Origin of the sequence: Hydrogenophaga sp., from assembly GCF_965657535.1 — a bacterium.
In the GTDB taxonomy this organism is placed as follows: Bacteria; Pseudomonadota; Gammaproteobacteria; order Burkholderiales; family Burkholderiaceae_C; genus Hydrogenophaga.
In genome coordinates this window covers 192129-215813 of sequence record NZ_CBFHOP010000007.1, presented here as the reverse complement: position 1 = coordinate 215813, position 23685 = coordinate 192129, and the positions used below count along the sequence as shown (strand labels likewise).

General features: G+C 65.7%; 25 protein-coding genes. 15 read left to right on the top strand and 10 right to left on the bottom strand.

Features of this window, described 5'->3' with window-relative positions; translation table 11 throughout:
• Nucleotides 1–159: 159 nt before the first annotated feature.
• The 6 genes from ACTG4K_RS14050 to ACTG4K_RS14025 all read left to right on the top strand — a co-directional run bounded on the left by ACTG4K_RS14050 (nt 160) and on the right by ACTG4K_RS14025 (nt 6743).
• Nucleotides 160–1359, top strand: a complete 1200-nt coding sequence (locus tag ACTG4K_RS14050) for an amino acid ABC transporter substrate-binding protein (protein ID WP_439114833.1) — start codon at nt 160–162, stop codon at nt 1357–1359.
• A gap of 132 nt (nt 1360–1491) precedes the next feature.
• Nucleotides 1492–2394 carry a branched-chain amino acid ABC transporter permease gene (locus ACTG4K_RS14045; protein WP_439114832.1) on the top strand — a complete coding sequence of 301 codons (903 nt, stop codon included), beginning with the start codon at nt 1492–1494 and terminating at the stop codon, nt 2392–2394.
• 85 nt (nt 2395–2479) lie between these two features.
• Complete coding sequence (locus tag ACTG4K_RS14040) at nt 2480–3508, top strand: branched-chain amino acid ABC transporter permease (RefSeq protein WP_439114831.1); 1029 nt, start codon at nt 2480–2482, stop codon at nt 3506–3508.
• A 129-nt stretch (nt 3509–3637) separates the two neighbouring features.
• Nucleotides 3638–4444, top strand: a complete 807-nt coding sequence (locus ACTG4K_RS14035; RefSeq protein WP_439114830.1) for an ABC transporter ATP-binding protein — start codon at nt 3638–3640, stop codon at nt 4442–4444.
• Nucleotides 4441–5256, top strand: a complete 816-nt coding sequence (locus ACTG4K_RS14030; RefSeq protein ID WP_439114829.1) for an ABC transporter ATP-binding protein — start codon at nt 4441–4443, stop codon at nt 5254–5256. Before ACTG4K_RS14035 ends, ACTG4K_RS14030 begins: the two co-directional genes overlap by 4 nt.
• A 32-nt stretch (nt 5257–5288) precedes the next feature.
• The gene (locus ACTG4K_RS14025; RefSeq protein ID WP_439114828.1) at nt 5289–6743 is read left to right on the top strand and encodes an aldehyde dehydrogenase; all 1455 of its coding nucleotides are present in this window, start codon (nt 5289–5291) and stop codon (nt 6741–6743) included.
• A 29-nt stretch (nt 6744–6772) separates the two neighbouring features.
• Here ACTG4K_RS14025 and ACTG4K_RS14020 read toward each other — a convergent pair whose 3' ends face one another.
• Nucleotides 6773–7018, bottom strand: coding sequence for an SHOCT domain-containing protein (locus ACTG4K_RS14020; protein ID WP_439114827.1), 246 nt, complete (start codon nt 7016–7018; stop codon nt 6773–6775).
• A gap of 120 nt (nt 7019–7138) precedes the next feature.
• Nucleotides 7139–7519: a rhodanese-like domain-containing protein gene (locus ACTG4K_RS14015; RefSeq protein ID WP_439114826.1), complete on the bottom strand. Its 381-nt coding sequence runs from the start codon at nt 7517–7519 to the stop codon at nt 7139–7141.
• Nucleotides 7520–7663: 144 nt separating this feature from the next.
• Here ACTG4K_RS14015 and ACTG4K_RS14010 point away from each other — a divergent pair, with 144 nt between their 5' ends.
• The 6 genes from ACTG4K_RS14010 to ACTG4K_RS13985 all read left to right on the top strand — a co-directional run bounded on the left by ACTG4K_RS14010 (nt 7664) and on the right by ACTG4K_RS13985 (nt 13778).
• A complete protein-coding gene (locus ACTG4K_RS14010) occupies nt 7664–8944 on the top strand; it encodes a glutamate-5-semialdehyde dehydrogenase (protein ID WP_439114825.1) in 1281 nt (426 codons plus the stop codon).
• 209 nt (nt 8945–9153) lie between these two features.
• Nucleotides 9154–10446 (top strand): glutamate--cysteine ligase, encoded by a 1293-nt coding sequence (gene gshA, locus ACTG4K_RS14005; protein ID WP_439114824.1) that lies wholly within the window; start codon nt 9154–9156, stop codon nt 10444–10446.
• 156 nt (nt 10447–10602) lie between these two features.
• Entirely contained in the window at nt 10603–11787 is a 1185-nt protein-coding gene (locus ACTG4K_RS14000) for a benzoate/H(+) symporter BenE family transporter (protein WP_439114823.1), read from the top strand.
• A 7-nt stretch (nt 11788–11794) separates the two neighbouring features.
• Nucleotides 11795–12748 carry a glutathione synthase gene (gene gshB / locus ACTG4K_RS13995; protein ID WP_439114822.1) on the top strand — a complete coding sequence of 318 codons (954 nt, stop codon included), beginning with the start codon at nt 11795–11797 and terminating at the stop codon, nt 12746–12748.
• Nucleotides 12745–13056, top strand: coding sequence for a VF530 family DNA-binding protein (locus ACTG4K_RS13990; protein ID WP_439114821.1), 312 nt, complete (start codon nt 12745–12747; stop codon nt 13054–13056). The genes gshB and ACTG4K_RS13990 overlap by 4 nt, the downstream gene beginning before the upstream one ends.
• 185 nt (nt 13057–13241) lie before the next feature.
• Nucleotides 13242–13778, top strand: coding sequence for a hypothetical protein (locus tag ACTG4K_RS13985; RefSeq protein WP_439114820.1), 537 nt, complete (start codon nt 13242–13244; stop codon nt 13776–13778).
• Nucleotides 13779–13802: 24 nt separating this feature from the next.
• Here ACTG4K_RS13985 and ACTG4K_RS13980 read toward each other — a convergent pair whose 3' ends face one another.
• The 5 genes from ACTG4K_RS13980 to ACTG4K_RS13960 all read right to left on the bottom strand — a co-directional run bounded on the left by ACTG4K_RS13980 (nt 13803) and on the right by ACTG4K_RS13960 (nt 16984).
• Nucleotides 13803–14135, bottom strand: coding sequence for an SMR family transporter (locus tag ACTG4K_RS13980; RefSeq protein ID WP_439114819.1), 333 nt, complete (start codon nt 14133–14135; stop codon nt 13803–13805).
• Nucleotides 14132–14914 carry a class II glutamine amidotransferase gene (locus tag ACTG4K_RS13975; RefSeq protein WP_439114818.1) on the bottom strand — a complete coding sequence of 261 codons (783 nt, stop codon included), beginning with the start codon at nt 14912–14914 and terminating at the stop codon, nt 14132–14134. Before ACTG4K_RS13975 ends, ACTG4K_RS13980 begins: the two co-directional genes overlap by 4 nt.
• Before the next feature lie 4 nt (nt 14915–14918).
• Nucleotides 14919–16421 (bottom strand): DHA2 family efflux MFS transporter permease subunit, encoded by a 1503-nt coding sequence (locus ACTG4K_RS13970; protein WP_439114817.1) that lies wholly within the window; start codon nt 16419–16421, stop codon nt 14919–14921.
• 102 nt (nt 16422–16523) lie between these two features.
• Nucleotides 16524–16757: a hypothetical protein gene (locus tag ACTG4K_RS13965; protein ID WP_439114816.1), complete on the bottom strand. Its 234-nt coding sequence runs from the start codon at nt 16755–16757 to the stop codon at nt 16524–16526.
• Nucleotides 16754–16984: a cysteine-rich CWC family protein gene (locus ACTG4K_RS13960; RefSeq protein WP_439114815.1), complete on the bottom strand. Its 231-nt coding sequence runs from the start codon at nt 16982–16984 to the stop codon at nt 16754–16756. The genes ACTG4K_RS13965 and ACTG4K_RS13960 overlap by 4 nt, the downstream gene beginning before the upstream one ends.
• 74 nt (nt 16985–17058) lie before the next feature.
• Between ACTG4K_RS13960 and ACTG4K_RS13955 the strand changes: the two genes are divergently transcribed.
• The 3 genes from ACTG4K_RS13955 (at nt 17059) to ACTG4K_RS13945 (ending at nt 20066) form a co-directional block, all read left to right on the top strand.
• A complete protein-coding gene (locus tag ACTG4K_RS13955; protein ID WP_439114814.1) occupies nt 17059–17805 on the top strand; it encodes a c-type cytochrome in 747 nt (248 codons plus the stop codon).
• A gap of 77 nt (nt 17806–17882) precedes the next feature.
• Nucleotides 17883–19184, top strand: coding sequence for a c-type cytochrome (locus tag ACTG4K_RS13950; protein ID WP_439114813.1), 1302 nt, complete (start codon nt 17883–17885; stop codon nt 19182–19184).
• A 63-nt stretch (nt 19185–19247) separates the two neighbouring features.
• Nucleotides 19248–20066, top strand: coding sequence for a crotonase/enoyl-CoA hydratase family protein (locus ACTG4K_RS13945; RefSeq protein ID WP_439114812.1), 819 nt, complete (start codon nt 19248–19250; stop codon nt 20064–20066).
• Nucleotides 20067–20075: 9 nt separating this feature from the next.
• Here ACTG4K_RS13945 and ACTG4K_RS13940 read toward each other — a convergent pair whose 3' ends face one another.
• From ACTG4K_RS13940 to ACTG4K_RS13930, 3 genes are all read right to left on the bottom strand, one after another.
• The gene (locus tag ACTG4K_RS13940) at nt 20076–20378 is read right to left on the bottom strand and encodes a hypothetical protein (RefSeq protein WP_439114811.1); all 303 of its coding nucleotides are present in this window, start codon (nt 20376–20378) and stop codon (nt 20076–20078) included.
• Between the two features lie 154 nt (nt 20379–20532).
• The gene (locus ACTG4K_RS13935; protein ID WP_439114810.1) at nt 20533–22737 is read right to left on the bottom strand and encodes a malate synthase G; all 2205 of its coding nucleotides are present in this window, start codon (nt 22735–22737) and stop codon (nt 20533–20535) included.
• Nucleotides 22738–22806: 69 nt separating this feature from the next.
• A complete protein-coding gene (locus ACTG4K_RS13930) occupies nt 22807–23505 on the bottom strand; it encodes a haloacid dehalogenase type II (RefSeq protein WP_439114809.1) in 699 nt (232 codons plus the stop codon).
• Nucleotides 23506–23685 lie beyond the last annotated feature (180 nt).

Genomic DNA, 23685 nt, shown 5'->3' with positions numbered 1-23685 from the left:
GTGGTCTGTTGAGCCCTTGGGGCGCGGATGGTTGAGGGTTATCCCGCATCCGTGTGCACGTTCAGACAAGCCGCTTGTGCACAGCCAGCAAAGCGCCCGGGGCAGGGCCTGCCTAGTATTCAGTGGTCCGTATTTCTCGAACACCACAGGAGACACACCATGGCTCAAGCCAATCGCCGTCTGGTCATCAAGAGCGCCGCCGCTGCGGTGGGCGCCATGTCGTTCGCTCCCCAGCTCATGGCGCAGTCTGCGCCGGTGCGCATCGGGTATTCGATGTCGCGCACCGGCCCCTGGACGGGCGGTGCGCAGGTGAGCCAGGAGCCCAACTACCTGCTCTGGGCCGAGCAGCAAAACGCTGCGGGCGGCCTGGATGTGAAAGGCGTGAAGCGCCGTATTGAGCTGATCAGCAGCGACGACCGCAGCGACACCGAAACCGTGGTGCGCACCTACGAAAAACTCATGGGCAGCGACAAGGTCGACCTGGTACTGCCGCCTTGGGGCTCCAACGCCAACTTCGCCGTGGCCCCGCTGGCCAACCGCTTTCAGTACCCGTTTCTCGCGCCCACCGCGCTGTCACGCCGGCTGGTCGAAATGCGCTTGCCGTATTTCTTCTTGCTGCTGCAGCAGCCCGCGCCCATGACCAACGCGCTGGTCGACATGCTCAAGGCCAACGGCGTGAAGACCGTGGCGCTGATTTACGTGGACGACCTGTTTGGCCTTGAAAACTACGCCGCGTTCAAGGTGGCGCTGCAGGGCAGCGGCATCACACTGGTGGAAGACAAGAGCTACCCCGGCGGTGTGAAAGACCTCTCACCCGTGCTGCGTTCCATGAAGGACAAGAACCCCGACGCGTTCGTGGGTTTCACCTACCCGCCCGACACCATTTTGGCCAGTCGCCAGGCCAAGGAAGTGGGTTTCAATCCGAAGTTTTTCTACGCTTCGGTGGGCACGGCGTTCCAGCTCTACCGCAACGTGATGACGCCCGCCGGCGCAGAAGGCGTGCTGGGCATGGGTTCGTGGAACGGCAAGACCAGCCCCGGAGCCAAGGCCTACTTTGACGCGCATACCAAGAAGTTCGCCGGTAAGGAACCCGACCGCTGGGCCAGCGGCGCCTGCTGGGCCGGCCTGGAGATCCTCACCAATGCGGTGAAAGCGCAGGGCCTGGACCGCAAGGCCATTCGCGACTATGTGGCCAGCACCACGCACAAAACCATCATTGGTGACGTGAAATTCAACGGCAGCGAAAACGTGGGCACGCCAGGCACCGTGGGGCAGTGGCAGAACGGGGAGTTTGAGGTGGTGTGGCCGAAGTCGGTCGCCACGGCTGCGTTGAACCCCAACAAGCCTGCCTGGAAATAAGGTTCACCCCCGCGCCGCGCCTGCGGCGCGTCACCCCCTCAAGGGGGCAATGCCTGCGGGCCGGCGGAGCCGGACCCGCGGCATTCTTGGTTAAAACCCTTCGCTCCGGTCATCTCCCTCGCTCACCTCTCCATGTCCTTCTCCGCCTGGCTCGAACTCCTCGCCTCCGGCCTCATCACCGGGGGTATCTACGCGCTCGTGGCGCTCGGGCTGAACCTGCAGTACGGGCTGATGCGCATCCTCAACATCGCGCACGGTGAGTTCCTCATGGTGGGGGCCTACCTCACCTGGATGGCGCAGACCACGCTCGGGCTGAACCCGCTGTTCATGGTGCCCATCTCGTTCGGCATGCTGTTCGTGCTGGGCTGGGTGATCCACCGGCTGTGCTTCCGGCGTCTCACCGTCACCTCGCCCAACCTCGACATCTTCGAAGCGCGCGGCCTCATGGTGGCCTTTGGCCTCATGTTTCTGGTGCAAAACTTTGCGTCGTGGATGTGGGGCGGTGACCTGCGCGGTTACGATTTCCTGACCGAGCCGGTGCAGATTCCCCTGCCCGATGGCACCGCCCAGTTCGCTGGCAACAAGCTGCTGGTGTTTGCGTTGGCACTGCTGTTCTCGGGCGCGCTCATCGTGCTCATGCGCACCACGCTGCTGGGCAAGGGCGTGCGGGCGCTCATGCAGTCGCCTACCGGCGCCCAGCTCATGGGCATCAACACCCAGCGCCTGCACCCGCTCATGTTCGGCATCGGCCTGGGCCTCTCGGGCGTGGCCGGGGCGCTCTTGTCCATGTCCTACACCATCAGCCCCTCCATGGGCGAGCCCTACACCGTCACCGCGCTCATCGTCATCACCTTGGGCGGCTTCGGCAGCATGGGCGGCGCGCTGGCTGGCGGCCTGCTCCTGGGCGTGATCGAGGCCCTGGGCATGCACTTCACCAATCCCTCGCTCAAAGCCCTGTTGAGCTACGTCGTCTTCATCAGCGTGCTGTTGCTGCGGCCCGAAGGTCTCTTCACCCGAAAGAGCCGTAAGTCATGACCCCCACGCTCGTCACTTCGTGTACTTTGCTGCCCCCCGAGGGGGTTGTCGACCCCTTGGGGCGGCCCGGCGGAGCCGACCATTCATGAACTCAAGACAATTCCTCATCCGCGACCTGCTGGTCCTCTTCGGTCTCACCGGCTGGGCCATTGCGCTGCCGGGCTTTGCCAGCGAGTTTGCCGTGTCCATGGCGCTCACCTGCCTGATGTACATCGCGCTCTCGTCCAGCTGGGCGCTGTTCTGCGGCACCACGCGCTACCTCTCGCTGGCCACCTCGGCCTTCTTCGGCATCGGCGCCTACACCAGTGCCATCCTGCTGGAGCAGGTGTCGTGGGCGCAGGCCATTGGCCTCGGCGCGCTCATTGCCGCTGGCGTGGCTGTGGTCATGGGCGCGGCCGTGCTGCACCTGCGCGGCACCTACTTCGCCGTGCTTACCTTCGGCATGACCGAACTGATCCGCCACGCCATCAGCTACTTCGAGAAGAGCGTCACCGGCACGGTGGGTCGCGTGCTCATGGTGGTGCCCGAGCGCGACACCATCTACCTCACCGTGCTGGCGCTGGCCGTGATCACGGTGGCGCTGTCCATCTTCATCCGACGCACGCGCTTTGGTTTGGCCATGCTCGGCATTGGGGCTGACGAGCAGCGCGCACAGACCTTGGGTGTGAACACGCGCTGGGTGAAGGTGGCGGGCTTTGCACTCACCGCTGCGGTGGCCGGTGCGGTGGGCGCGGCCATGTCGGTGCGCTGGACCTATATCGACCCCCACACCGTGTTCAACCCCTTCATTGGTTTCCAGACCGTGCTGATCGCGCTCATCGGTGGCGCGGCCACGCTGTGGGGTCCGCTCATTGCGGCCATTGTCTTCAGTGTGCTGGCCGAAACGCTGCGCCTGCAGGTGCCGCAAATCTACATGATGTCGCTGGGCCTGCTGCTCATTCTGTCGGTGCTGTACCTGCCCGGTGGTCTGGCATCGCTGCGCGCCGAGACGTTCCGTGGCTGGCGCGATGGTGCCAAGCTGTGGTGGCAGGAGACCCGCGACGACCTGAGTGGTGAAACCAAACGCCGCAAACAGCTTGAGAAGAGCCTGAGGGAGCGCCGCGATGTGTTTTAAGAAATATCCCCGCCGCGCTTCGCGCGCCCCCCTCAAGGGGGCGGCGCCTACGGCCCGGCAAAGCCGGTTCCGTGGCACCTCTGGGCTCGGTGGTTGCGCGCGTGGCATGGCGCGTTTCGGGGAGCACACATGACCGACACGGGGAAACCCCTCCTCGACGCCCGCGACATCACCGTGCGCTTCGGCGGCCTCACGGCGGTGGACGCTGTTAGCGCGCGTTTCATGCCAGGCGAGCTGGTCGGCATCATCGGCCCCAACGGTGCGGGCAAGACCACCTTCTTCAACGCCATCTCGGGCGTCACCCAGGCCACCAGCGGCAAGCTGCTGATGCAGGGGCGAGAGCTCAGCGGCAAAGGGCCGCACCGCTTTGCGGCTAGTGGCCTGGCGCGCACCTTCCAGACCCCGCGCACATTTCCCGACATGCTGGTGCGCGACAACATCGCTTTTGGCCTCAAGTTCGCCGGCCGCCGGCCGCGCAAGTACATCTGGTGGGGCGAAGAGACCACGGTGCCGTGGGTGCTGCGCACGCCCGAGAGCATTCTGGGCCTCATCGGCCTGAGCGCGCAGGCCGACTTGCCCGCTGCCGCCATCACGCCCTCGCAGCAGCGGCTGCTCGAAATTGGCATGGCGCTGGCCACGCGCCCGCGCATGCTGCTGCTGGACGAAGTGGCCGCCGGCCTGACCGAAAACGAGGTGGAGGAAATGGCGCAGCTGATCCGCCGCCTGCGCGACGAGCTCGACCTCACCGTGGTCTGGATCGAGCACGCCGTGACCACGCTGCTGCGCCATGTGGAGCGCGTGATCGTGCTGCACCAGGGCAAAAAGATCGCCGACGGCACCCCCGCCGAGGTGGTGCGCAACGCCGAGGTGATCGAGGCCTACCTGGGCGACGAGATGAACGAGAACGACAACGTTGTCCAGGAGACCACCGCATGATGTGGTACCGCCCCATCCCCTTCGAACTCGGTGGCGGCGCACGCGCGCGCCTCAAAGTAAACGGACTCTCGGCCGGCTACGGTGCATTTCTCGTGCTGCGGGACATCCAGCTCGACATCCAGCCCGGCCTGACCGTGGTGCTCGGCCCCAACGGCGCGGGCAAGACCACGCTGCTCAAGGCGCTCAACGGCCTGATCCCGCGCGGCGGATCGGTGTTGCTCAACGGCGCCGAAATGCCCGAGAAAACGCACGAGATCGTGCAGGCCGGTGTGGCCCTGGTGCCTGAAGGCCGCCAGTTGTTTCCGCAACTCACCGTGACCGAAAACCTGGAGCTGGGCGGCTGGCTGGTGCCCAAAGCGCAACGCGTCGAGCGCCTGGCCCAGGCTTTTGTGGACTTCCCCAAGCTCAAGGAACGCGCCACCCAGCTGGCCGGCACCATGAGCGGCGGCGAGCAGCAGATGGTGGCCGTGGCGCGCGCCATGATGTGCGCGCCGCGCCTGCTCATGCTCGACGAACCGTCGCTGGGGCTTGCGCCCAAGATGGTGGACGAGCTGCTCAGCATCGTGCGCCGCATTGCGGACGCCGGCACCACCGTGCTCATGGTCGAACAGAACGTGAAAAAGGCGCTGGCCGTGGCCGACCGCGGTTACGTGATGGAGCGCGGCACGCTGGTGGCGAGCGGCCCGGCGAAGCTGCTCGCGCGCTCTACCGTGATCCGCGAGGCGTATCTCGGCGCCGACAAAGACCCCGCCACCGGCACCACCAGCGCGGCCGATGCCGTGCAGCGCCGCAAGGCCGCAGCCACCACCTGAACACCCTGTCATCTGAACCCAAGGAGAACCCCATGTCCGACATGTCCATGCTCATCAACGGCCTCAAGGTCACCGCTGAAAAAGGCGCCACCTTCGAACGCCGCAACCCACTCGACGGCAGCGTGGCCACGCGCGCACCCGCCGCTTCCCCGGCCGACGCCGTGATGGCGGTGGAAGCCGCGGCTGAAGCCTTCAAGACCTGGAGCGAAACCGGCCCGAGCGCGCGCCGCGCGCTGCTGCTCAAGGCGGCCGACGCGCTGGAAGCCAAGACGCCCGCGTTCATCGAAGCCGTGTCCGCCGAGACCGGTGCCACCGGCATGTGGGGCGGCTTCAACGTGATGCTGGCCGCCGGCATGATCCGCGAAGCCGCCGCGCTCACCACCCAGGTGTCGGGCGAGGTGATTCCGTCGGATGTGCCCGGTTCTCTGGCCATGGGCATTCGTCAGCCGGCTGGCGTGGTGCTGGGCATTGCGCCGTGGAATGCGCCCATCATCCTGGCCGTGCGCGCCATTTGCGTGCCGCTGGCGTGTGGCAACACCGTCATCTTGAAAGGCAGCGAGAACTGCCCGCGCACCCATCAGCTGATCATTGAAGCGTTTCAGGACGCCGGCTTCCCGCCCGGCGTGGTGAACTACATCACCAACGCGCCGGCCGACGCGGGTGCTGTGGTCGAAGCCATGGTGGCCCACCCGGCGGTGCGCCGCGTGAACTTCACCGGCTCCACCAAGGTCGGCAAGATCATTGCCGCCACTTGCGCCAAATACCTCAAACCCGTTGTGCTGGAGCTCGGTGGCAAGGCGCCGCTGGTGGTGCTGGACGACGCCAACCTGGACGACGCTGTGAACGGCGCGGCCTTCGGCGCCTTTGCCAACAGCGGCCAGATCTGCATGAGCACCGAACGCATCATCGTGGACAACAAGATCGCGGACGCCTTTGTGAAAAAATTCGCTGACAAGGCCAAAAACCTGCCGCTGGGCGACCCGCGCAAGCCCGAGCCCGTGGTGCTGGGTTCGGTGATTGGCATGGGCACGGTGAACCACTGCAACGAACTCATCGACGATGCGCTGGCCAAGGGCGCCAAGCTCGCTTGCGGCGGCAAGGCCGACACCACCCTCATGCCCGCCACCGTGCTCGACCATGTGACCCCCGCCATGCGCATCTACCACGAGGAAACCTTTGGTCCGGTGAAATGCGTGGTGCGCGTGAACGGTGTGGAAGAAGCCATTGCCTGCGCCAACGACAACGAATACGGCCTGAGTGCCGCTGTGTTCGGCGGCGACATTGCGCGCGCCTTCAATGTGGCCCGCAAGATCGACAGCGGCATCTGCCACGTGAACGGCCCCACCGTGCACGACGAAGCGCAAATGCCGTTCGGTGGCGTGAAGGGCTCGGGCATTGGCCGCTTCGGTGGCAAAGCCGGCATCGCCGAGTTCACCGAACTGCGCTGGATCACGGTGCAGACCACACCGCGCCATTACCCGTTTTAAGCGGGCAGGATACCCGGTCGGTACTTGGCTCAGGCTTCCAGGTCGCGGCGCTTCTGCTCAAACTCGTCGCGATCGATTTCACCTTGGGCGTACCGCTGTTTGAGCGTGTCAAGCGCCGTGTGTTGTGGGGGTTGACTTCGTCGGCTGGTGTCGTTGGACATCAGCCAGCGAACCAGCCAAATGGCACCGCCAATCAGTGCGGCCCAGAGGATCAGCATCAACGGCCCGCCAAACCCGATGCCACCCCAGCCGTGGCCCCAGTCATTTTCCATCATGGCAAACTCCTGCGCGGGCGCCTGGCGATGGTTTACCCCCTTGGGCGTCCACACAGCAGTCTAAACCTCTTGGCGGCGGCCTGCGAGGGAGGCGCCAGCAGGGGCTGGGGTTGCGTCGTCTCAGCCGAACGACGGCATCTCTGGCTTCACCACCGGCTTGCCGGCGGCCACCCAGGCGTCAAAACCGCCAGCGATGGACTTTACGTTCAAGTAGCCCATTTCGTGCATGGCGGCGGCGGCCAGGGCGGCGCGGCCGCTGGTCTTGCAGTACAGCACCACCTTCAGGTCGCGGGCGGTGAGTGCGGGGGTGCTGCTGAGCTTGAATTCGAGCATGCCGCGCGAGGCGTGTACTGCGCCAGGCAAGTGGCCGTTGGCAAACTCGTCGCCTTCACGCACGTCGAGCAACACGTCGGCCTCGCGAATGGCCGCTTCGGCCTCGCTCACGGGAATTTCGCTCACGCGGGCTTTGGCGGCAGCAACGAGGTCGAGGGCGGTTTTCATGGTCGGTTCCGGGGTGGGGTGGGTGTTGGGTGGTCCGTGGCAGGGTTTTCTAGCGTGGGCTGGCGTAAATATACACACCCCGGTACGCACCGAACCGCTTTCTGTGGTGCGCAGGCCTGCCGCTGCGGTGCGAAAATCGTCGGTATGAATGCGACCCACACCACCGAACTTATGAACACCTTGGGCAGCCAGGCCAAAGCCGCTTCGGCCCTGATGGCCAAGGCCAGTGCCGCCACCAAGCTCAAGGCCTTGCGGGGTCTGGCGGCTTTGCTGCGCGCCAACGTGGCGCCGCTGCAGCTTGAAAACGCCAAAGACCTGGAGCGCGCCCGAGCCGCCGGGCTGGCCGAACCCATGGTGGACCGCCTGAAGCTCACACCGCAGGTGATCGAAACCTGCGCCCAGGGCTGCGAGCAGTTGGCTGCCATGCCAGACATCATTGGCGAAATTTCGGGGTTGAAGCAAATGCCCAGCGGCATCCGCGTGGGCCAGATGCGCGTGCCCATTGGCGTGTTCGGCATGATCTACGAGAGCCGACCCAACGTGACGATTGAAGCGGCCAGCCTGTCCATAAAGAGCGGCAACGCCTGCATTTTGCGCGGCGGTTCTGAGGCCATCGACTCCAACCGCGCGCTGGCCACGCTGGTGCAGCAGGCGCTGGCCGGTGCCGGCTTGCCCACCGACGCGGTGCAGCTGGTGCCCACCACCGACCGCGCCGCCGTAGGCCAGCTCATCACCATGCCGCAGTATGTGGACGTGATCATCCCGCGCGGCGGCAAGGGCTTGATTGAACGCATCAGCGCCGAGGCCAAGGTGCCCGTCATCAAGCACCTGGACGGCAACTGCCACACCTATGTGGACGACCCGTGCGACATCGCCATGGCGGTGAAGGTGGCCGACAACGCCAAGACCCAGAAGTACAGCCCGTGCAACGCCACCGAGAGCTTGCTGGTGGCGCGCGCTGTGGCGGCCGAATTTTTGCCGCAAATAGGCGCCATTTACGCCGCCAAAGGCGTGGAAATGCGCTGCTGCCCCGAGGCCCGGGCCGTGTTGGGCGCAGTGGCTGGCGCGCAGCTGAAAGATGCTACCGAACAAGACTGGAGCGAAGAATATTTGGCGCCGGTCATCAGCGTGAAGGTGGTGAGTGGCCTGGACGAGGCCATTGCCCACATCAACCGCTACAGCAGCCACCACACCGAAGCCATCATCACGCGCGACCACATGCACGCCCAGCGCTTCTTGCGCGAGGTCGACTCTTCCAGCGTCATGGTGAATGCGAGCACCCGCTTCGCGGATGGTTTCGAGTACGGTCTGGGGGCTGAAATCGGCATTTCCACCGACAAGTTCCACGCCCGTGGGCCGGTCGGCGTGGAGGGACTGACCTCGCTCAAGTACGTGGTGCTGGGTGAGGGCGAGGTCAGGCTCTGACCCCACGCGGCATGCTTGGTCATACATCGATCATCTGAGCCGACCGGTGCTGCGGCGGGGTGCATGCCACCGCAGCGGACCTTGGAAGCCCGTGCTTTGTGCCGGGCGCGCCTTGTACGCTCCATGATCGCCCCCATTTCTGCCTTCCGACTGCAACGGCCGCTCCCTACAATGGGTCCGATTGACTCCCTTTTTCTGCAAAGGCCCCTATGGTTCCGCACCTCGTCACCGCCTTGACCGGCCCCATCAACGAACTGGAACAGCGCATCCTGGAGTCCACGCCGGTGATCGAGCGCTGGTTCCGGCTGGAGTGGATGGAGCACACGCCGCCGTTTTACAGCTCGGTGGACGTGCGCAACGCCGGTTTCAAGCTCGCACCGGTGGACACCAACCTGTACCCCGCCGGCTGGAACCACCTCACGCCCGAAATGATGCCGCTGGCGGTGCAGGCCGCCATGGCCGCCATCGAGAAGATTTGCCCCGAGGCCAAGAACCTGTTGCTGGTGCCTGAGAGCACCACCGACATTTTTTATCTGAGCAACCTGCGCCAGTTGCAGCGGATTTTTTACCAAGCTGGCTTGAATGTGCGGCTGGGTTCGCTGTCCAACGATATCAAGGCGCCCACCACCATTGAACTGCCGGGCGGTGAATCGGTCACGCTGGAGCCGTTGATCCGCAGCAAGCGCCGCCTGGGTCTGAAGCACTTCGACCCCTGCACCATCTTGCTCAACAACGACCTGAGCGCGGGCGTGCCCGGTATTCTGGAAGATCTGCACGAGCAGTACCTGCTGCCGCCACTGCATGCCGGCTGGGGCACGCGCCGCAAGAGCCACCATTTCAAGGCCTACGAAGAGGTGTCGAAGCGTTTCGGCAAGCTGCTGGGCATGGACCACTGGCTCATCAACCCCTTGTTCAACCAGTGCGGCGAAGTGAACTTTGCCGAAGCGCATGGCCTGGAATGCCTGCGCAGCAACACCGACGCGTTGCTGGGGAAAATTCGCCGCAAGTACAAGGAGTACGGCATCAACGAAAAGCCGTTTGTGGTGGTCAAGGCCGACAACGGCACCGGCGGTATGGGCATCATGACACTGCGCGACGCCAAAGACATTGACGCGCTGAGCCCCCAGGCGCGCGAGCGCATGGCCTCGGCCCAGGGTGGCCAGCCGGTTACCGAAGTGATCATCCAGGAAGGCGTGCTGACCAACGAGCGCATCAACGCGGCCGTGGCCGAGCCGGTGGTGTACATGATGGACCGCTACGTGGTGGGTGGCTTTTACCGCGTGCACGCCGAGCGCGGCGTGGACGAAAACCTCAACGCGCCCGGCTCGCGTTTTGTGCCCCTGGCGTTCGAGCAAAGCGCGCAGCTGCCTCAGCCCGGCGTGAAGCCCGGCGCCAGCGTGCCCAACCGGTTTTACATGTATGGCGTGATCGGCCGCCTGGCCATGCTGGCCGCCAGCTACGAGCTTGAAGCGACCGACCCGGACGCAGAGGTCTACGAGTGACCCCCGCGCCGAAAGATAAGGCCCACCCCCGCGCCGCCTTCGGCGTCACCCCCTGAAGGGGGCGATGCGAGTGGCCCGGCCAAGCCGGTTCCACCGCATCCTGGGTTCGGCCACGCGCTCCGGGGTGGCGCAGTGCTGCACCGGCACAATCGCCCCATGTCTTTTTTTCGTGATCTGAACCTGTCGGCCGCCACGGCCGGTTTTGTGGCCGTGCTGGTGGGGTTCACCAGTTCGGTCGCCATTGTCTTTCAGGCGGCGCTGGCGTTTGGGGCCACGCCCGAGCTCATCACCTCCTGGATGTGGGCGCTGGGGCTGGGCATGGGCTTGTGTTCGGCCATTCCTTCGTTGGTGCTGAGGCAGCCGGTCATGGTGGCCTGGAGCACGCCAGGGGCGGCTGTGCTGGCCACGGCAGGGTTGGCCGGCGGCTTCACCATGCCGCAGGCGGTGGGGGCGTTCATGGCCTGTGCCGTGCTCATTGTGCTGGTGGGCGCTACGGGCTGGTTCGAGCGGGTGATGAACCGCATCCCGGTGGCGCTGGCATCGGCCTTGCTCGCGGGCGTGCTGGCGCGGTTTGGTCTGCAAGCGTTTGCCGCCGCACAAACGGCGCTGCCGCTGGTGGTGCTGATGTTGCTGGCTTACCTGGTGGGCCGGCGCTGGTTGGCGCGTTATGCGGTGCCGCTCACGCTGGCCGTGGCGGTGGCTTATGTGGCGGCTCGGGGACAGTTCAACGGCGGTGCGGTGTCGTTTGCGCTGGCGCGCCCGGTGTTCACCATGCCCGAATTCACACTGGCCGCGCTGGTGAGCCTGGCGCTGCCACTCTTTGTGGTCACCATGGCCTCGCAAAACCTGCCGGGTGTGGCGGCCATTCGCTCGGCGGGGTACACCCTGCCCATTTCGCGCATCATCACGCTCACCGGCCTGGCCACGCTGGTGCTGGCCCCGTTTGGTGCCTTTGCGCTCAACCTCAGCGCCATCACGGCCGCCATTTGCATGGGCGAAGAGGCGCATCCGGACAAGACCAAGCGCTACACCGCCGCGGTGGCCTGCGGCGCCCTGTATGTGGTGATCGGCCTCTTTGGTGCGGCCGTCACCGGGCTGCTGCTGGCGTTTCCCAAAGAACTGGTGCTGGCCATTGCCGGGCTGGCGCTGCTGGGCAGCATTGGCGGCGGCCTGCACGCAGCGCTGCGCGACGACAGCCACCGCGAAGCCGCCCTCATCACCTTCCTCGTCACGCTCAGCGGCGTGGTCATTGCCGGCATCGGCTCCGCCTTCTGGGGCGTGGTCGCCGGCGCGCTGGCGCTGTTTGTGCAACAGTACGGGGCTGCCCGCAATGCCTCTTGAACGCAACATGAACATTCTTTTCGTCGCCGATCCCATTGAGTCCTTCAAGATCTACAAGGACACCACCTTTTCCATGATGCGCGAACTGCAAAAGCGCGGCCACCAAGTGGCCAGCACCGAGCCGCGTTTCATGAGCTGGCGCAGCGGCCAGCCGGTGATCGCGCAGGTGCGCCACCTGCAGCTCACCGGCCATGCCGACGACTGGTTCACCGTGACCAGCGAGACCATGGAGCCGGTGCACGCGTTTGACGCCGTGCTAATGCGCAAAGACCCGCCGTTTGACAGCGAGTTTTTCTACACCACCCACCTGCTGGAGCAAGCCGAGCGCGAAGGCGCACGCGTGTTTAACAGCCCGCGTGCGCTGCGCGACCACCCGGAAAAACTGGCGCTCATGGAGTTCGCTGCCTTCGCACCGCCCACCCTGGTCACGCGCAACGCCAACGAGCTGAAAGCCTTTCACGCCGAACACCGCGACATCATTTTGAAACCGCTCGACGGCATGGGCGGCACCGGCATTTTCCGCGTCAGCGCCGACGGCATGAACCTGGGTTCCATCATTGAAACCCTGAACCAGGGCGGCGCCACGAGCGTGATGGCGCAGGCCTACCTGCCCGAGATTGCGCTGGGCGACAAGCGCCTGCTGCTCATTGGTGGCCGGGTGGCGCCGTTTGTGCTGGCGCGTATACCGCAGGGCAACGAGGTGCGCGGCAACCTCGCGGCCGGTGGCAAAGGCGTGGCGCAGCCGCTGACCGATGCCGACCGCGCCGTGGCCGAAGCCATCGCGCCCACACTGGCCGCGCGCGGCCTGCTGCTGGTGGGCTTGGACATGATCGGCAACAAGGTCACCGAAATCAACGTGACCAGCCCGACCTGCTTCCAGGAAATCACCGACCAGACCGGGTTTGATGTGCCGGCCATGTTTGTGGATGCATTTGAAGCTGCCATGGAGGTGCCCGTATGAATGAAGAACCGGTCGCGCCGCCTGCAGAAGAGGGCCACAAGCCACCCGCGCCACAGGCGCGCAATCCGCTGCATGGCCTCACGCTGGAAACCATCGTGACGGCGTTGGCCGACCACTACGGCTGGGAAGAGCTGGGCCAGCGCATTCCGGTGCGCTGTTTCAATGTGGACCCCAGCGTGGGTTCGAGTCTGCGGTTCTTGCGCAAAACACCCTGGGCACGCGAAAAAGTGGAAGGTTTGTACCTCTTCATGCTGCGCGAAGAGCGCCGTGCCAACAGCGCCCAGGCGCCCCATCGGGGCCACCGCTGATCCGGTTCTCGGGCTGTGTCGTGAGGGCGCAACGCAGCGCCCAAACGGCGTCTTTTGAGGTGTGTTTTGGGCACCCAAAAGAATGGCTCGCAGCCCGTGTCATGGCATACCCGGGTTGTTGGTTGCGCGCGTGTGCAGTACAACAGGTCGGTTGAGCGAACCCTTAACAATCACCGTGACGCAACATGACCGAAACGTTTGATTTAACCACCGCGATTTTTTCCAAGACGCCCGTTGGGCAGCAGGAAATACAGTCCCGCGGGCTGGGCCTGGCGCCACTGGCCCGGCGCATTCTGGTGCTGGTCGACGGCAAACGCAGTGGCCGCGATCTGTCGGCCTTTGTGTCGGGCCACGACGACATTGAGCAGATTCTGGGTGCGCTGTTGTCGCAGGGTTGCGTGGCCGCCGAGGCGCCAAGCAAAGCGGCGGTGGTGCCTGCCGCCAAGGTGGCCGTGTCTGCCGCAGGCACACCACAGGGCTTGCCGGCTCCTGAAACGCGCACCGCCAAAGACAACGACATGGCGCGCCATTTCATGATCAATTCGATCAACTCGATCATTGGCCAGCAAATGCGTATTTCGCTCATTCACGATATTTTTCACGCCAAGTCCACGGAGGCGCTACGCACCGTGTACCACGCCTGGGCCGCCAGCATGGCCGACCACGGCATGGGCTCCAAGCGCTTGCCCGAGCTGCGAGAAAAGCTGTTCAAGGTGCTGTGACGGGCGTGCCCGTTGCCGGGTTGGTCAATGCGCTGCGGCCTTTGAAAACGCGTTGAGCACCACCACGCCGGCCACGATCAGCCCCATGCCGATGAGCCCTGGCAGGTCGATCTTTTGCCCGTACATCACGAACGCCACCAGGGTGATGAGCACAATGCCCAGGCCCGACCAGACGGCGTAGGCGATACCCACCGGTAGCGTTTTGAGCACCAGAGACAGGCCGTAAAACGCGACCGCGTAACCCAGCACCACCACCACCGACGGCACCAGCCGGGTGAAGCCTTCGCTGGCTTTGAGCGCGCTGGTGCCAATCACCTCGGCCACGATGGCCATACCCAGCACCAGCCAGGCGTTCATGGGCATGTTGCCGCGGTGGGCCGCGGCAGGCCGTCCACAAACACCTTGAGTTCGTTGGGCTCGAAAGCGGTCCACTGTTCGTTGCGCGTGAGCGGCGTGGTGACGATCACGGCGGCGCGGTCGCCGGGCTTGTTGAGGTCGGCGAAGTTCACTGTCCAGTCCTGGTCCATCAGGGTGGCCTGAGCAAACGGATGCTGGCGCACCAGGTAATGCAGTTGGGTGCTGCAGTGTGCCCACAGCGCCTCGCCGTTGGACAGCAAAAAGTTGAAGGTACCAAAGCGCCGCACCTGCGGCACCAGTTCGCGCAGGGTGAGCGTTAGCTCCTCAATGCTGGGCAAGCCCGCGTGCGATTTCGCCAGCTCTTGCATGAGCCAGCAAAACGCGCGTTCGCTGTCGGTGGTGCCCACCGGTTGAAACTGGCTGTGCAGTTTGGGTTGGTAGTTTTTCAGGTCGCCGTTGTGGGCAAACACCCAGTGTCGTCCCCACAGCTCGCGGGTAAAGGGGTGCGCGTTTTCCAGCATCACGCCACCCACTGTGGCCTTGCGCACATGGGCAATGATGTTGCGGCTCTTGAGCGGGTAGCTGCGCAGGAACTCGGCCATGCGCGATTCGGCGGCGCATTCGTGGTCCACAAACAGGCGCAGGCCGCGGCCTTCAAAAAACGCAATGCCCCAGCCGTCGGCGTGGTGGTCGGTGGCGCCACCGCGCTGGCAGAAGCCGGTGAAGCTGAACGAGGCGTCGGTGGGGGTGGCGCAGTTAAGGCCCAGCAATTGGCACATGGCGTTATTTTGAATCCTGCGTGGCTGGTGTGGCTTTCAATTTCAAGGCAGCGACCAGCGCCACCGCGCACACGGCGGCCAGCATGAAGAAAGTTTCGTCAAACGCGGCCAGGCGTTCGGGGCTGGTGCTGGCGGTGTCCAGGCGAAAGCCATGCGCGGCGACGCGCCATTCCAGCACGATGCCGCACAAGCTCACCCCGGCCGCGCCCCCGAGCATGCGCAGAAAGTTGATGACGCTGGCGCCTTGCGGAATGTGGGCATGGCCCAGCCCGCGCATGGCGCCGATATTGAGCGAGGGCAAGATGAAGCCCAGCCCGATGCGCCCCAGCACCGCCCACACCACCAGCAAGGGCACGATCTGGGTGGGCCGCCGCACATCGATGGTGAACATCATGGCAAACGACACCGCCAGCAGCACCAGCCCGATGCTCACCAGCACATGGGTGGGCTGCCGGTCGGCCAGGCGGCCCACCATGGCAATGGTGACGGCCAGCACCACGCCCGCTGGCAGCAAGATGGTGCCCACATACGAGGGTGAAAGGCCAAGCCCCATCTGCATATAGACCGGCAACAAGTAGGTGGAGCCAAACAGCGCAATGCCGTAAATGAACGCCACGATGCTGCCCATGGCAAAGCGCCGGTCGGCAAACAGGGACAGGTTCATCAGCGGATCCGTGCCCTGATCGGGGTGACGCTGGCGGGCCTTCAGTGTGCGGCGCTGCAGCACCACAAAACCCACCAGAATCAGCGCGGCGCTGCCCAGCAGCGCGGTGGCGCTGGCGGTGGTGCCGGTTTGCAGTTCGACCAGGCCATTGAGCAGGCACAGCGTGCCGGCGGTGGCCAGCAGCAGGCCGCGCCAGTCAAGTGCGGCGCTTTGCGTGTTGGCTGCCCCGCCACCCGGCGCGGAGTTGGGCACAAAGCGCTGCGCCATCCAGAGCGAGGCGATGCAAAACGGCACGACCATGAAGAAGATGGAGCGCCAGCCAAAGCCGTCCACCAGCAGGCCGCCCAGGCTGGGGCCCAGTGCCGGCGCCAGCACCACGCCCATGCCAAAAATGCCGCTGGCGCGGCCTTGTTCGTGGGGCTCAAAAGCCCGCAGGATGATGATGGCCGGAATGGGCTGCACCACGCCGGCCGCCAGGCCTTCGGCCACGCGGGCAGCCAGCACCAGGGCAAAGTCGTTGGCAAAACCCCCGGCCACACCGCCCGCCAGCAGCAACCACATGCAGCCCGAATAGGTGCGGCGGTAGCCGTAGCGCGACAACAGCCACGGCGTGGTGAGCATGGACACGGTCATGGCCGCCATAAAGCCCGAGGTGACCCACTGCGCCCGGGCTTGGCCAAGGGTGAAGTGCTGGCTCATGTCGGGGATCGCCACGTTGATGATGGTGGACGACATGATGGACGCCATGGTGCCGACCATGACCGAGAGCAGCAGCAACCAGCGGTAGCGTTCGCCGTAGCGCGTTTTCAGGTCGGTGATGGAGTGATTGGGTGGGGTAGCCATGTTTTTCCATGGGATGCGCGGGCATCCCGGTGGTTCATCATAGGCAATTTGCCTGGGCGCTTTCTGGCGCCCGCCACCACGCGTGGTGCGCGGCCGGGGCCTTCAGCGCTTGGCGCGGCGGCGTTGCGCGTCGCGCCACAGCCGCACCGCCAGCAACACCAGCGGCGCGCTGTGCAGCAGCAGGTCAAAGATGTCGATGGGCTTCACCAGCGTGCCCTGGCTGAGCATGCGGAGCTTTTCCACCAGGTGCGGCTCGGGCACGATGGGGGCGACCGCCAGGTACAGCGCAATCACCACCAGCCACACCAACGGGAAACGGTCGAGCCAGCCCATCATGGTGTCTCCTGGGTGTTGAAGGTATTCAGGCAGTTGGCGCAAATGCAGGCCTTGCCTTGCGCATCGGCGGGCAGGCGCGCCAGCAGCTCGGCGCTGAAGGTTTGCGACACGCACCAGCAAGGGCCTTGCTTTAGGCCGGTGGCGCGCTCGATTTCCATGGCACAGCGGTTGTCGCCGCCACACAGGGGGCAGCGCGTGGCGTCATGCGGGGGTGCGTTCAGGTTCATCGGCAGTGCTGGGGGTTTCTGGTACCCCTCAGTGTATCGGTCGTCCGCTGCTATGGTATTTTCAAAAGGTGCTTATGACCCTATTTTCTTTTTGGCCATCCCGCGTACGCGCCGTTTTGCTGTTGCTGGCGGCGGTGTGGTGTGCGGGGGCGGTGCAAGCCGCCGAGCCACCCGCCGCGGCCCATACCGTGCCCGACACCATGGCACAGCGCATGCAGGCCTGCACCCTGTGCCACGGCAAAGAAGGGCGGGCCACCAACAGCGGCTACTTTCCGCGCATTGCGGGCAAGCCTGCGGGCTACCTGTACCACCAGCTCTTGCACTTTCGCGAGGGCCGGCGCCAAAACGCCGGTATGACCGAGCTGCTCGACCCGCTGAGCGACGCTTACCTGCGCGACATCGCCACGCATTTCGCCAGCCTCGACCTGCCGTACCCGCCGCCCCAGGCCAGCACCGCAGCGCCCGCCGAGCTGGCACGCGGGCAAGCGCTGGTGTTGCACGGCGATGCCCAGCGCGACATCCCCGCTTGCGTGGCCTGCCATGGACAGGCGCTCACCGGCGTGCAGCCCGCCATTCCCGGTCTGCTGGGCCTGCCTCGCGACTACCTCATTGGCCAGCTGGGCGCCTGGCAAACCGGGCTGCGCCATGCCCATGCGCCCGACTGCATGGCGCAGATTGCGCAAGCCATGACCGCCGCCGACGTGAGCGCCGTGGCCAGCTGGCTGGCCGCCCAGGCGCTGCCCGCCAACACCCACCCCGCGCCGCCCGCCAGCCGCCCCCTGCCGCTGCGCTGCGGCTCAGCCCCCGAGGCCGCGAAATGACGTCTGCCAAGCCCGCCTGGCATGTCGCGCTGGCGCGCCACGGCCGGCGCTCCCCCACGTTTTAAGTCTGGTTGTTCATGTCTGTTTCGTCTTCGCCGGTGGTTCGGCGGTTGTTGTGGGTGGCGCTGGCAGCGGCCTTGGTGTTGTGCCTGGCTGTGGTGGCCCTGCTGGCGCGCCAGCTGAACGTGGCCGCCTTGCCACCGGTGGCGAGCACGCCCGCTGCCGCCTCGGCGGAACAAGTGCAGCGTGGTGCCTACCTGGCGCGCGCTGGCAACTGCGCCGCCTGTCACACCGCGCGCGGTGGCGAGCCCTATGCCGGCGGCCATGCCATCCAAACCCCGTTTGGCCCCGTGTTTGCCGGCAACCTCACACCCGACCCCGAGCACGGCCTGGGCCGCTGGAGCGCCGACGCCTTCTGGCGCGCCATGCACCACGGCCAGTCGCGCGACGGCCGTTTGCTCAACCCCGTGTTTCCTTACGAGAGCTTCACCCGGGTCAGCCGCGAAGACAGCGACGCGCTGTACGCCTTTTTGCACAGCCTGCCGCCGGTGGCCCAGCCCAACCGGCCGCACGGCCTGCGCTTTCCCTACAACACCCAAGCCGCACTGGCGGTGTGGCGCGAGCTGTACTTTGAACCCGCCAGCTTCCAGCCCGAGCCGGCGCGCAGCGCCGAGTGGAACCAGGGCGCCTACCTGGTGCGCGGCCTGGGCCATTGCGCCGCCTGCCACGCGCCACGCGATGCACTGGGTGGCCTCCAGCAAGCCGGGACCCTCAGCGGTGGCCTGATGGCCGCGCAGGGCTGGTACGCGCCTTCACTGCACGCGCGCAGCGAGGCGGGCGTGGCCCACTGGAGCGCGCAGCAGGTGGTGGACCTGCTCAAAACAGGCGTGGTGCATGGCGGCGGCGGCGGCGTGTCCGTCATGGGACCCATGGCCGAGGTGGTTTTCCAGAGCACCCAATACCTGAACGACGCCGACCTGCGTGCCATGACCGCCTACCTGCAAGCGCTGCCACCCATTGAAGTGGCTGCCACGCCCGAGCCGCGTGCCACCGCCGCGCAGCTGGCACTGGGCGATCAGGTTTACCAGCAGCATTGCGTGGACTGCCATGGCGCCAGCGGCCAGGGCGCGCCCACCGCTTACCCGGCACTCGCCGGCAACCGCGCTGTGACCCTGGCCTCGCACGTCAACCCGGTGCAGGCCATCTTGAGCGGTGGTTTTGCCCCCGCCACCGCCGGCAATCCCCAGCCCTACGGCATGCCGCCGTACCGCACCCTGCTGACCGACACCGAAGTGGCCGCCGTGGCCAGCTTCATTCGCCAGAGCTGGGGCAACCAGGCCGGTGCGGTCACCGCGCTCGACGTGCAGCGCGTGCGCTGAAGCGGCCGCCGGCGTGACGCCTGCGTGACCGCCAGCGGCCCGCGCTTGCCTACCATGCGGAGCATGAACGCACCGCACCCCCACACCAGCCCGGCCGAAGGCCGCATCACCTGCGAGGCCCAGGGCCATGTGCTGCTCATCGGCATCGACCGCCCCGCCAAGCGCAACGGCTTCACGCCGGCCATGCTGCGCGCCCTGGCCGATGCCTACACCCGGCTCGACGACGACCCCACCCTGCGCGTGGGTGTGCTGCACGCGCATGGCGAACACTTCACCGCCGGCCTCGACCTGCCCAGCTTCGCGCCGCTCATGCAGCGCGGCGAATACGCCGTGCCCCACGGGCTGGTCGACCCGCTCAACCTGGGCGATGCCGGCTGGCGCCGCCGCACCAAACCCCTGGTGGTGGCGGTGAAGGGCATCACCTACACGCTGGGCATCGAACTCATGCTCGCCGCCGACATTGTGGTCGCGGCAGACAACGGCCGTTTTTCGCAGCTCGAAGTCAAGCGCGGCATCATGGCCACCGGCGGCGCCACCCTGCGCATGGCCGAGCGCGCCGGGCTGGGCAACGCGCTGCTGCACCTGCTGACCGGCGACGAATTTGACAGCGCCGAAGCGCTGCGCCTGCATTTCGTGCAGCGCGTGGTGCCCGCCGGCACCGAGTTGACGGAGGCCCTGCGCATCGCCCACACCATTGCGCAGCAAGCCCCGCTGGCTGTGGTGGCCACGCGGCTGAACGCGCTCAAAGCGGTGGAACACGGCCCCATGGCCGCCGTGGCCGAGTTCGACGCCGTGCAGCAGCGCCTGGCCAACAGCGAAGACGCGAAAGAGGGCGTAGCGTCATTTGTGGCGAAACGGGCGGCGGTCTTCACCGGGCGCTGAGCGCGCCTGCTATCGGTCGTCGGGCGCCCAGTGCGCCACCAGCGCCTCACCCCATGCCCAAGGCCCGGTCAGCGTCAGCGTCACGGTGGTCCATTCGCCGTCGGTCTGCACCTGTTCGTCGGCGTCCCACGCACCGCCTTCGTCCAGCGGCCCGCGCGGGCCGGGGCTGTGGCGTTCTGCCCAGGCCAGCACAGCCTGCACCTCGGCCTTGACGGCCGGCACGTCGCCCGCGCGCACACTGGCCATGGCGTCCCAGGTGCCGGTGCCTTCGCCATCGTCGCTGGCGTCAAAGATCAGGTAGTCCAGTGTCATGGGGTGATTGTCGGTGTGCCAGCGCCATGAAATACGGCGCCCGTAGGCGCCGTATTTAGGTCAAGAACGCCGCGGAACTGGCTTAGCCAGGCCGCAGGCGTTGCCCCCCTTAAGGGTGTGACGCACCGCAGGTGCGGCGCGGTGGTGTTCACACTCAGGCCGCCTTCACCTTCAAGCGCCACGCATGCAGCAGCGGCTCGGTGTAGCCGCTGGGTTGTGCCATGCCTTTGAACACCAGGTCGCAGGCGGCCTGGTAGGCCATGCTGGTGTCGAAGTGGCCGGCCATCTTCTGGTACAGCGGGTCGCCGGCGTTCTGGGCGTCCACCACGGCGGCCATGCGCTCAAAGGTCTCCTTGATCTGCGCTTCGGTCACCACGCCGTGGTGCAGCCAGTTGGCCATGTGCTGGCTTGAAATGCGCAGCGTGGCGCGGTCTTCCATCAGGCCCACGTTGTGGATGTCGGGCACTTTGGAGCAGCCCACGCCTTGGTCCACCCAGCGCACCACGTAGCCCAGAATGCCCTGGGCGTTGTTGTCCAGTTCCTGCTGTTTCTCGGCGTCGGTCCAGTTGGGGCTGCTGGTCACTGGAATGGTCAGCAGGCCGGTGAGCAGGTTGTCGCGCTCGGCGTTGGCGTCGATCTTTTCCAGTTCTTTCTGCACGTCGCTCACCAGCACCTGGTGGTAGTGCAGGGCGTGCAGGGTGGCGCCGGTGGGGCTGGGCACCCAGGCGGTGTTGGCACCGGCTTTGGGGTGGGCAATTTTTTGCTCCAGCATGGCGGCCATCAGGTCGGGCATGGCCCACATGCCTTTGCCGATCTGCGCCTTGCCGCGGAGGCCGCAGCTCAGGCCCACCAGCACGTTGTTTTTCTCGTAGGCCTGAATCCAGGCGCTGGCCTTCATGTCGCCCTTGCGCACCATGGGGCCGGCGAGCATGGCGGTGTGCATCTCGTCGCCGGTGCGGTCCAGGAAACCGGTGTTGATGAAGGCCACGCGGCTGGCAGCGGCGGCAATGCAGGCCTTCAGGTTGACGCTGGTGCGGCGCTCTTCGTCCATGATGCCCAGCTTGACGGTGCTCTCGGGCAGACCCAGCAGCTGTTCGACGCGGCCAAAGAGCTCGGCGGCAAAGCCCACTTCTTTGGGGCCGTGCATTTTGGGTTTGACGATGTACACCGAGCCGGTGCGGCTGTTGCGGATCGGGCCGCTGGCCAGCTGGCCGTGGCCTTGCAGATCGTGCAGGGCGATGGTGGTGGTGACCACCGCGTCCATGATGCCCTCAGGAATTTCCTTGCCTTCCGCGCCCCACAAAATGGCCGGGTTGGTCATGAGGTGGCCCACGTTGCGCAGGAACAGCAGGCTGCGGCCGTGCAGACGCACCTCGGCATCGCCCTGCGGGCTGGTGTACACGCGGTCGGCGTTCAGGCCGCGCTTGAAGGTCTTGCCGCCCTTGGCCACGTCTTCGGTCAGGTCGCCCTTCAAGATGCCGAGCCAGTTGCTGTAGGCCAGCACCTTGTCTTGCGCGTCCACAGCGGCCACGGAATCTTCCAGGTCGAGGATGGTGGACAGCGCGGCTTCCATCACCAGGTCGCTCACGCCCGCGGCATCAAGTTGGCCAATGGGCGTGGCGCGGTTGATGATCAGGTCAAAGTGCAGGCCGTTGTGCACCATCAGCACCGACGACGGTGCGGCCGCATCGCCCTGGTAGCCCACCAGCTGGGCGGCGTCTTTCAGGCCGGTGGTGGCACCGCCTTTGAGCGCGACCTGCAGCTGGCCGCCAGCGATGGTGTAGCCGGTGGCGTCCACATGCGAGCCGCTGGCCAGCGGGGCCGACTCGTCCAGGAACTTGCGGGCGAAAGCAATCACTTTGGCGCCGCGCTTTTCGTTGTAGCCAGGGCCTTTTTCGCAGCCGTCGGCTTCGGAAATCGCGTCGGTACCGTAGAGCGCGTCGTACAGGCTGCCCCAGCGGGCGTTGGCGGCGTTCAGCGCGTAGCGCGCGTTCAAAATGGGCACCACCAGCTGCGGGCCGGCTTGTACGGCCAGTTCGGCGTCCACGTTGGCGGTGGTGGCCTTGGCGTCAGCGGGCACCGGTACCAGGTAGCCAATGGTTTCCAGGAATTGGCGGTAGCCCGCCATGTCTTTGATGGGGCCGGGGTTCGCCTGGTGCCAGGTGTCCAGCTCGGTTTGCAGGCGGTCGCGCTCGGCCAGCAGGGCGGCATTTTTCGGGGCCAGGTCGGCCACGATGGCGTCAAAGCCTTTCCAGAAAGTTTCGCTGCTCACGCCGGTACCGGGCAGCACGCGGCTGTTGATGAAGTCAAACAGCTCGGTGGCAACTTGCAGGCCGTGAATGGGGGTGCGTTGGGTCATCGGATGGCTCCAGGAAAAAAAGGCTTCGACAGGCTCAGCCCGAAACGGTGTTGAAAAAAGGAAACAGATTCAGTCAAAGAAAGCGAGCACATCGCGCAGGTTGTGCCCGGTGCGCGTGGGCTGTGTGCCCAGCTCTTCAAACGGCATATTCTGGCGGTTCACCCACAGTGTCTGGTAGCCGTACCAGGTGGCGGCCAGCGCGTCCCAGGCGTTGCTGCTCACAAACACGATCTGGCTGGCCGGCAAGCCAGTGGCTTTTTCACCCAGCGCGTAGGCCGCGGGGTGGGTTTTGTACAGGCGGACCGGGTCGGCGCTGATGACGTGGTCGAGCAGGCCGTCCAGCCCGGCGCTGCGCACGGCAATGCCCAGCATGTCGGGGTCGCCGTTGCTCAAGATGCCAGTGGGAACGCCGCGCGCTTTCAGAGCCTGCAGCACTTCGCGGTTTTCCGGGAATGCGCTCAGGCTGCGGTACTGGTTCAGCAACTGCGCGGCACGCGCTTCAAAGGCCGCCCAGTCTTGCCGGGCCGCTGGCGCCACCACCTTGATGGCGTAGGCCAGTGCGCTTTGCGTGAGCGCCCAGAACGGCTGGTAGTGCGCGCCGTGGTTGCTGGTGGTCACCAGGCGGGTGTATTCAATCTGCTTGTCGCGCCACAGCGTGGCCAGGCGCGGCCCCTGGCCTGGGAACAGCTGTTCGGCCAGCAGCCCCACGCTGTACACGTCGAACAGCGTGCCGTAGGCATCAAACAAAACAGCGCGGGGTTTTTCCATGCTTGAACTTTATTCCATACTTGTTCGGCTATTGATTGGGTTGAAAGTGATTTATCCATGACTTTTATGCGGCTAATGGGTGTTTGTGCCCCAGGCGTCCACCCGCTGCCTTGACCGAGCCACGCGCTGTGCTGGGCCCCAAGGTTTACAGTGCGCGGCACACCCGTCCCTGCTGGGCCC

What these genes read in the sequence shown, in the direction of transcription:
- ACTG4K_RS14050 (WP_439114833.1), top strand. Translation starts at nt 160, where the DNA reads ATGGCTCAAGCCAATCGCCGTCTGGTCATCAAGAGCGCCGCCGCTGCG.
- ACTG4K_RS14045 (WP_439114832.1), top strand. Translation starts at nt 1,492, where the DNA reads ATGTCCTTCTCCGCCTGGCTCGAACTCCTCGCCTCCGGCCTCATCACC.
- ACTG4K_RS14040 (WP_439114831.1), top strand. Translation starts at nt 2,480, where the DNA reads ATGAACTCAAGACAATTCCTCATCCGCGACCTGCTGGTCCTCTTCGGT.
- ACTG4K_RS14035 (WP_439114830.1), top strand. Translation starts at nt 3,638, where the DNA reads ATGACCGACACGGGGAAACCCCTCCTCGACGCCCGCGACATCACCGTG.
- ACTG4K_RS14030 (WP_439114829.1), top strand. Translation starts at nt 4,441, where the DNA reads ATGATGTGGTACCGCCCCATCCCCTTCGAACTCGGTGGCGGCGCACGC.
- ACTG4K_RS14025 (WP_439114828.1), top strand. Translation starts at nt 5,289, where the DNA reads ATGTCCGACATGTCCATGCTCATCAACGGCCTCAAGGTCACCGCTGAA.
- ACTG4K_RS14020 (WP_439114827.1), bottom strand. Translation starts at nt 7,018, where the DNA reads ATGATGGAAAATGACTGGGGCCACGGCTGGGGTGGCATCGGGTTTGGC.
- ACTG4K_RS14015 (WP_439114826.1), bottom strand. Translation starts at nt 7,519, where the DNA reads ATGAAAACCGCCCTCGACCTCGTTGCTGCCGCCAAAGCCCGCGTGAGC.
- ACTG4K_RS14010 (WP_439114825.1), top strand. Translation starts at nt 7,664, where the DNA reads ATGAATGCGACCCACACCACCGAACTTATGAACACCTTGGGCAGCCAG.
- gshA (WP_439114824.1), top strand. Translation starts at nt 9,154, where the DNA reads ATGGTTCCGCACCTCGTCACCGCCTTGACCGGCCCCATCAACGAACTG.
- ACTG4K_RS14000 (WP_439114823.1), top strand. Translation starts at nt 10,603, where the DNA reads ATGTCTTTTTTTCGTGATCTGAACCTGTCGGCCGCCACGGCCGGTTTT.
- gshB (WP_439114822.1), top strand. Translation starts at nt 11,795, where the DNA reads ATGAACATTCTTTTCGTCGCCGATCCCATTGAGTCCTTCAAGATCTAC.
- ACTG4K_RS13990 (WP_439114821.1), top strand. Translation starts at nt 12,745, where the DNA reads ATGAATGAAGAACCGGTCGCGCCGCCTGCAGAAGAGGGCCACAAGCCA.
- ACTG4K_RS13985 (WP_439114820.1), top strand. Translation starts at nt 13,242, where the DNA reads ATGACCGAAACGTTTGATTTAACCACCGCGATTTTTTCCAAGACGCCC.
- ACTG4K_RS13980 (WP_439114819.1), bottom strand. Translation starts at nt 14,135, where the DNA reads ATGAACGCCTGGCTGGTGCTGGGTATGGCCATCGTGGCCGAGGTGATT.
- ACTG4K_RS13975 (WP_439114818.1), bottom strand. Translation starts at nt 14,914, where the DNA reads ATGTGCCAATTGCTGGGCCTTAACTGCGCCACCCCCACCGACGCCTCG.
- ACTG4K_RS13970 (WP_439114817.1), bottom strand. Translation starts at nt 16,421, where the DNA reads ATGGCTACCCCACCCAATCACTCCATCACCGACCTGAAAACGCGCTAC.
- ACTG4K_RS13965 (WP_439114816.1), bottom strand. Translation starts at nt 16,757, where the DNA reads ATGATGGGCTGGCTCGACCGTTTCCCGTTGGTGTGGCTGGTGGTGATT.
- ACTG4K_RS13960 (WP_439114815.1), bottom strand. Translation starts at nt 16,984, where the DNA reads ATGAACCTGAACGCACCCCCGCATGACGCCACGCGCTGCCCCCTGTGT.
- ACTG4K_RS13955 (WP_439114814.1), top strand. Translation starts at nt 17,059, where the DNA reads ATGACCCTATTTTCTTTTTGGCCATCCCGCGTACGCGCCGTTTTGCTG.
- ACTG4K_RS13950 (WP_439114813.1), top strand. Translation starts at nt 17,883, where the DNA reads ATGTCTGTTTCGTCTTCGCCGGTGGTTCGGCGGTTGTTGTGGGTGGCG.
- ACTG4K_RS13945 (WP_439114812.1), top strand. Translation starts at nt 19,248, where the DNA reads ATGAACGCACCGCACCCCCACACCAGCCCGGCCGAAGGCCGCATCACC.
- ACTG4K_RS13940 (WP_439114811.1), bottom strand. Translation starts at nt 20,378, where the DNA reads ATGACACTGGACTACCTGATCTTTGACGCCAGCGACGATGGCGAAGGC.
- ACTG4K_RS13935 (WP_439114810.1), bottom strand. Translation starts at nt 22,737, where the DNA reads ATGACCCAACGCACCCCCATTCACGGCCTGCAAGTTGCCACCGAGCTG.
- ACTG4K_RS13930 (WP_439114809.1), bottom strand. Translation starts at nt 23,505, where the DNA reads ATGGAAAAACCCCGCGCTGTTTTGTTTGATGCCTACGGCACGCTGTTC.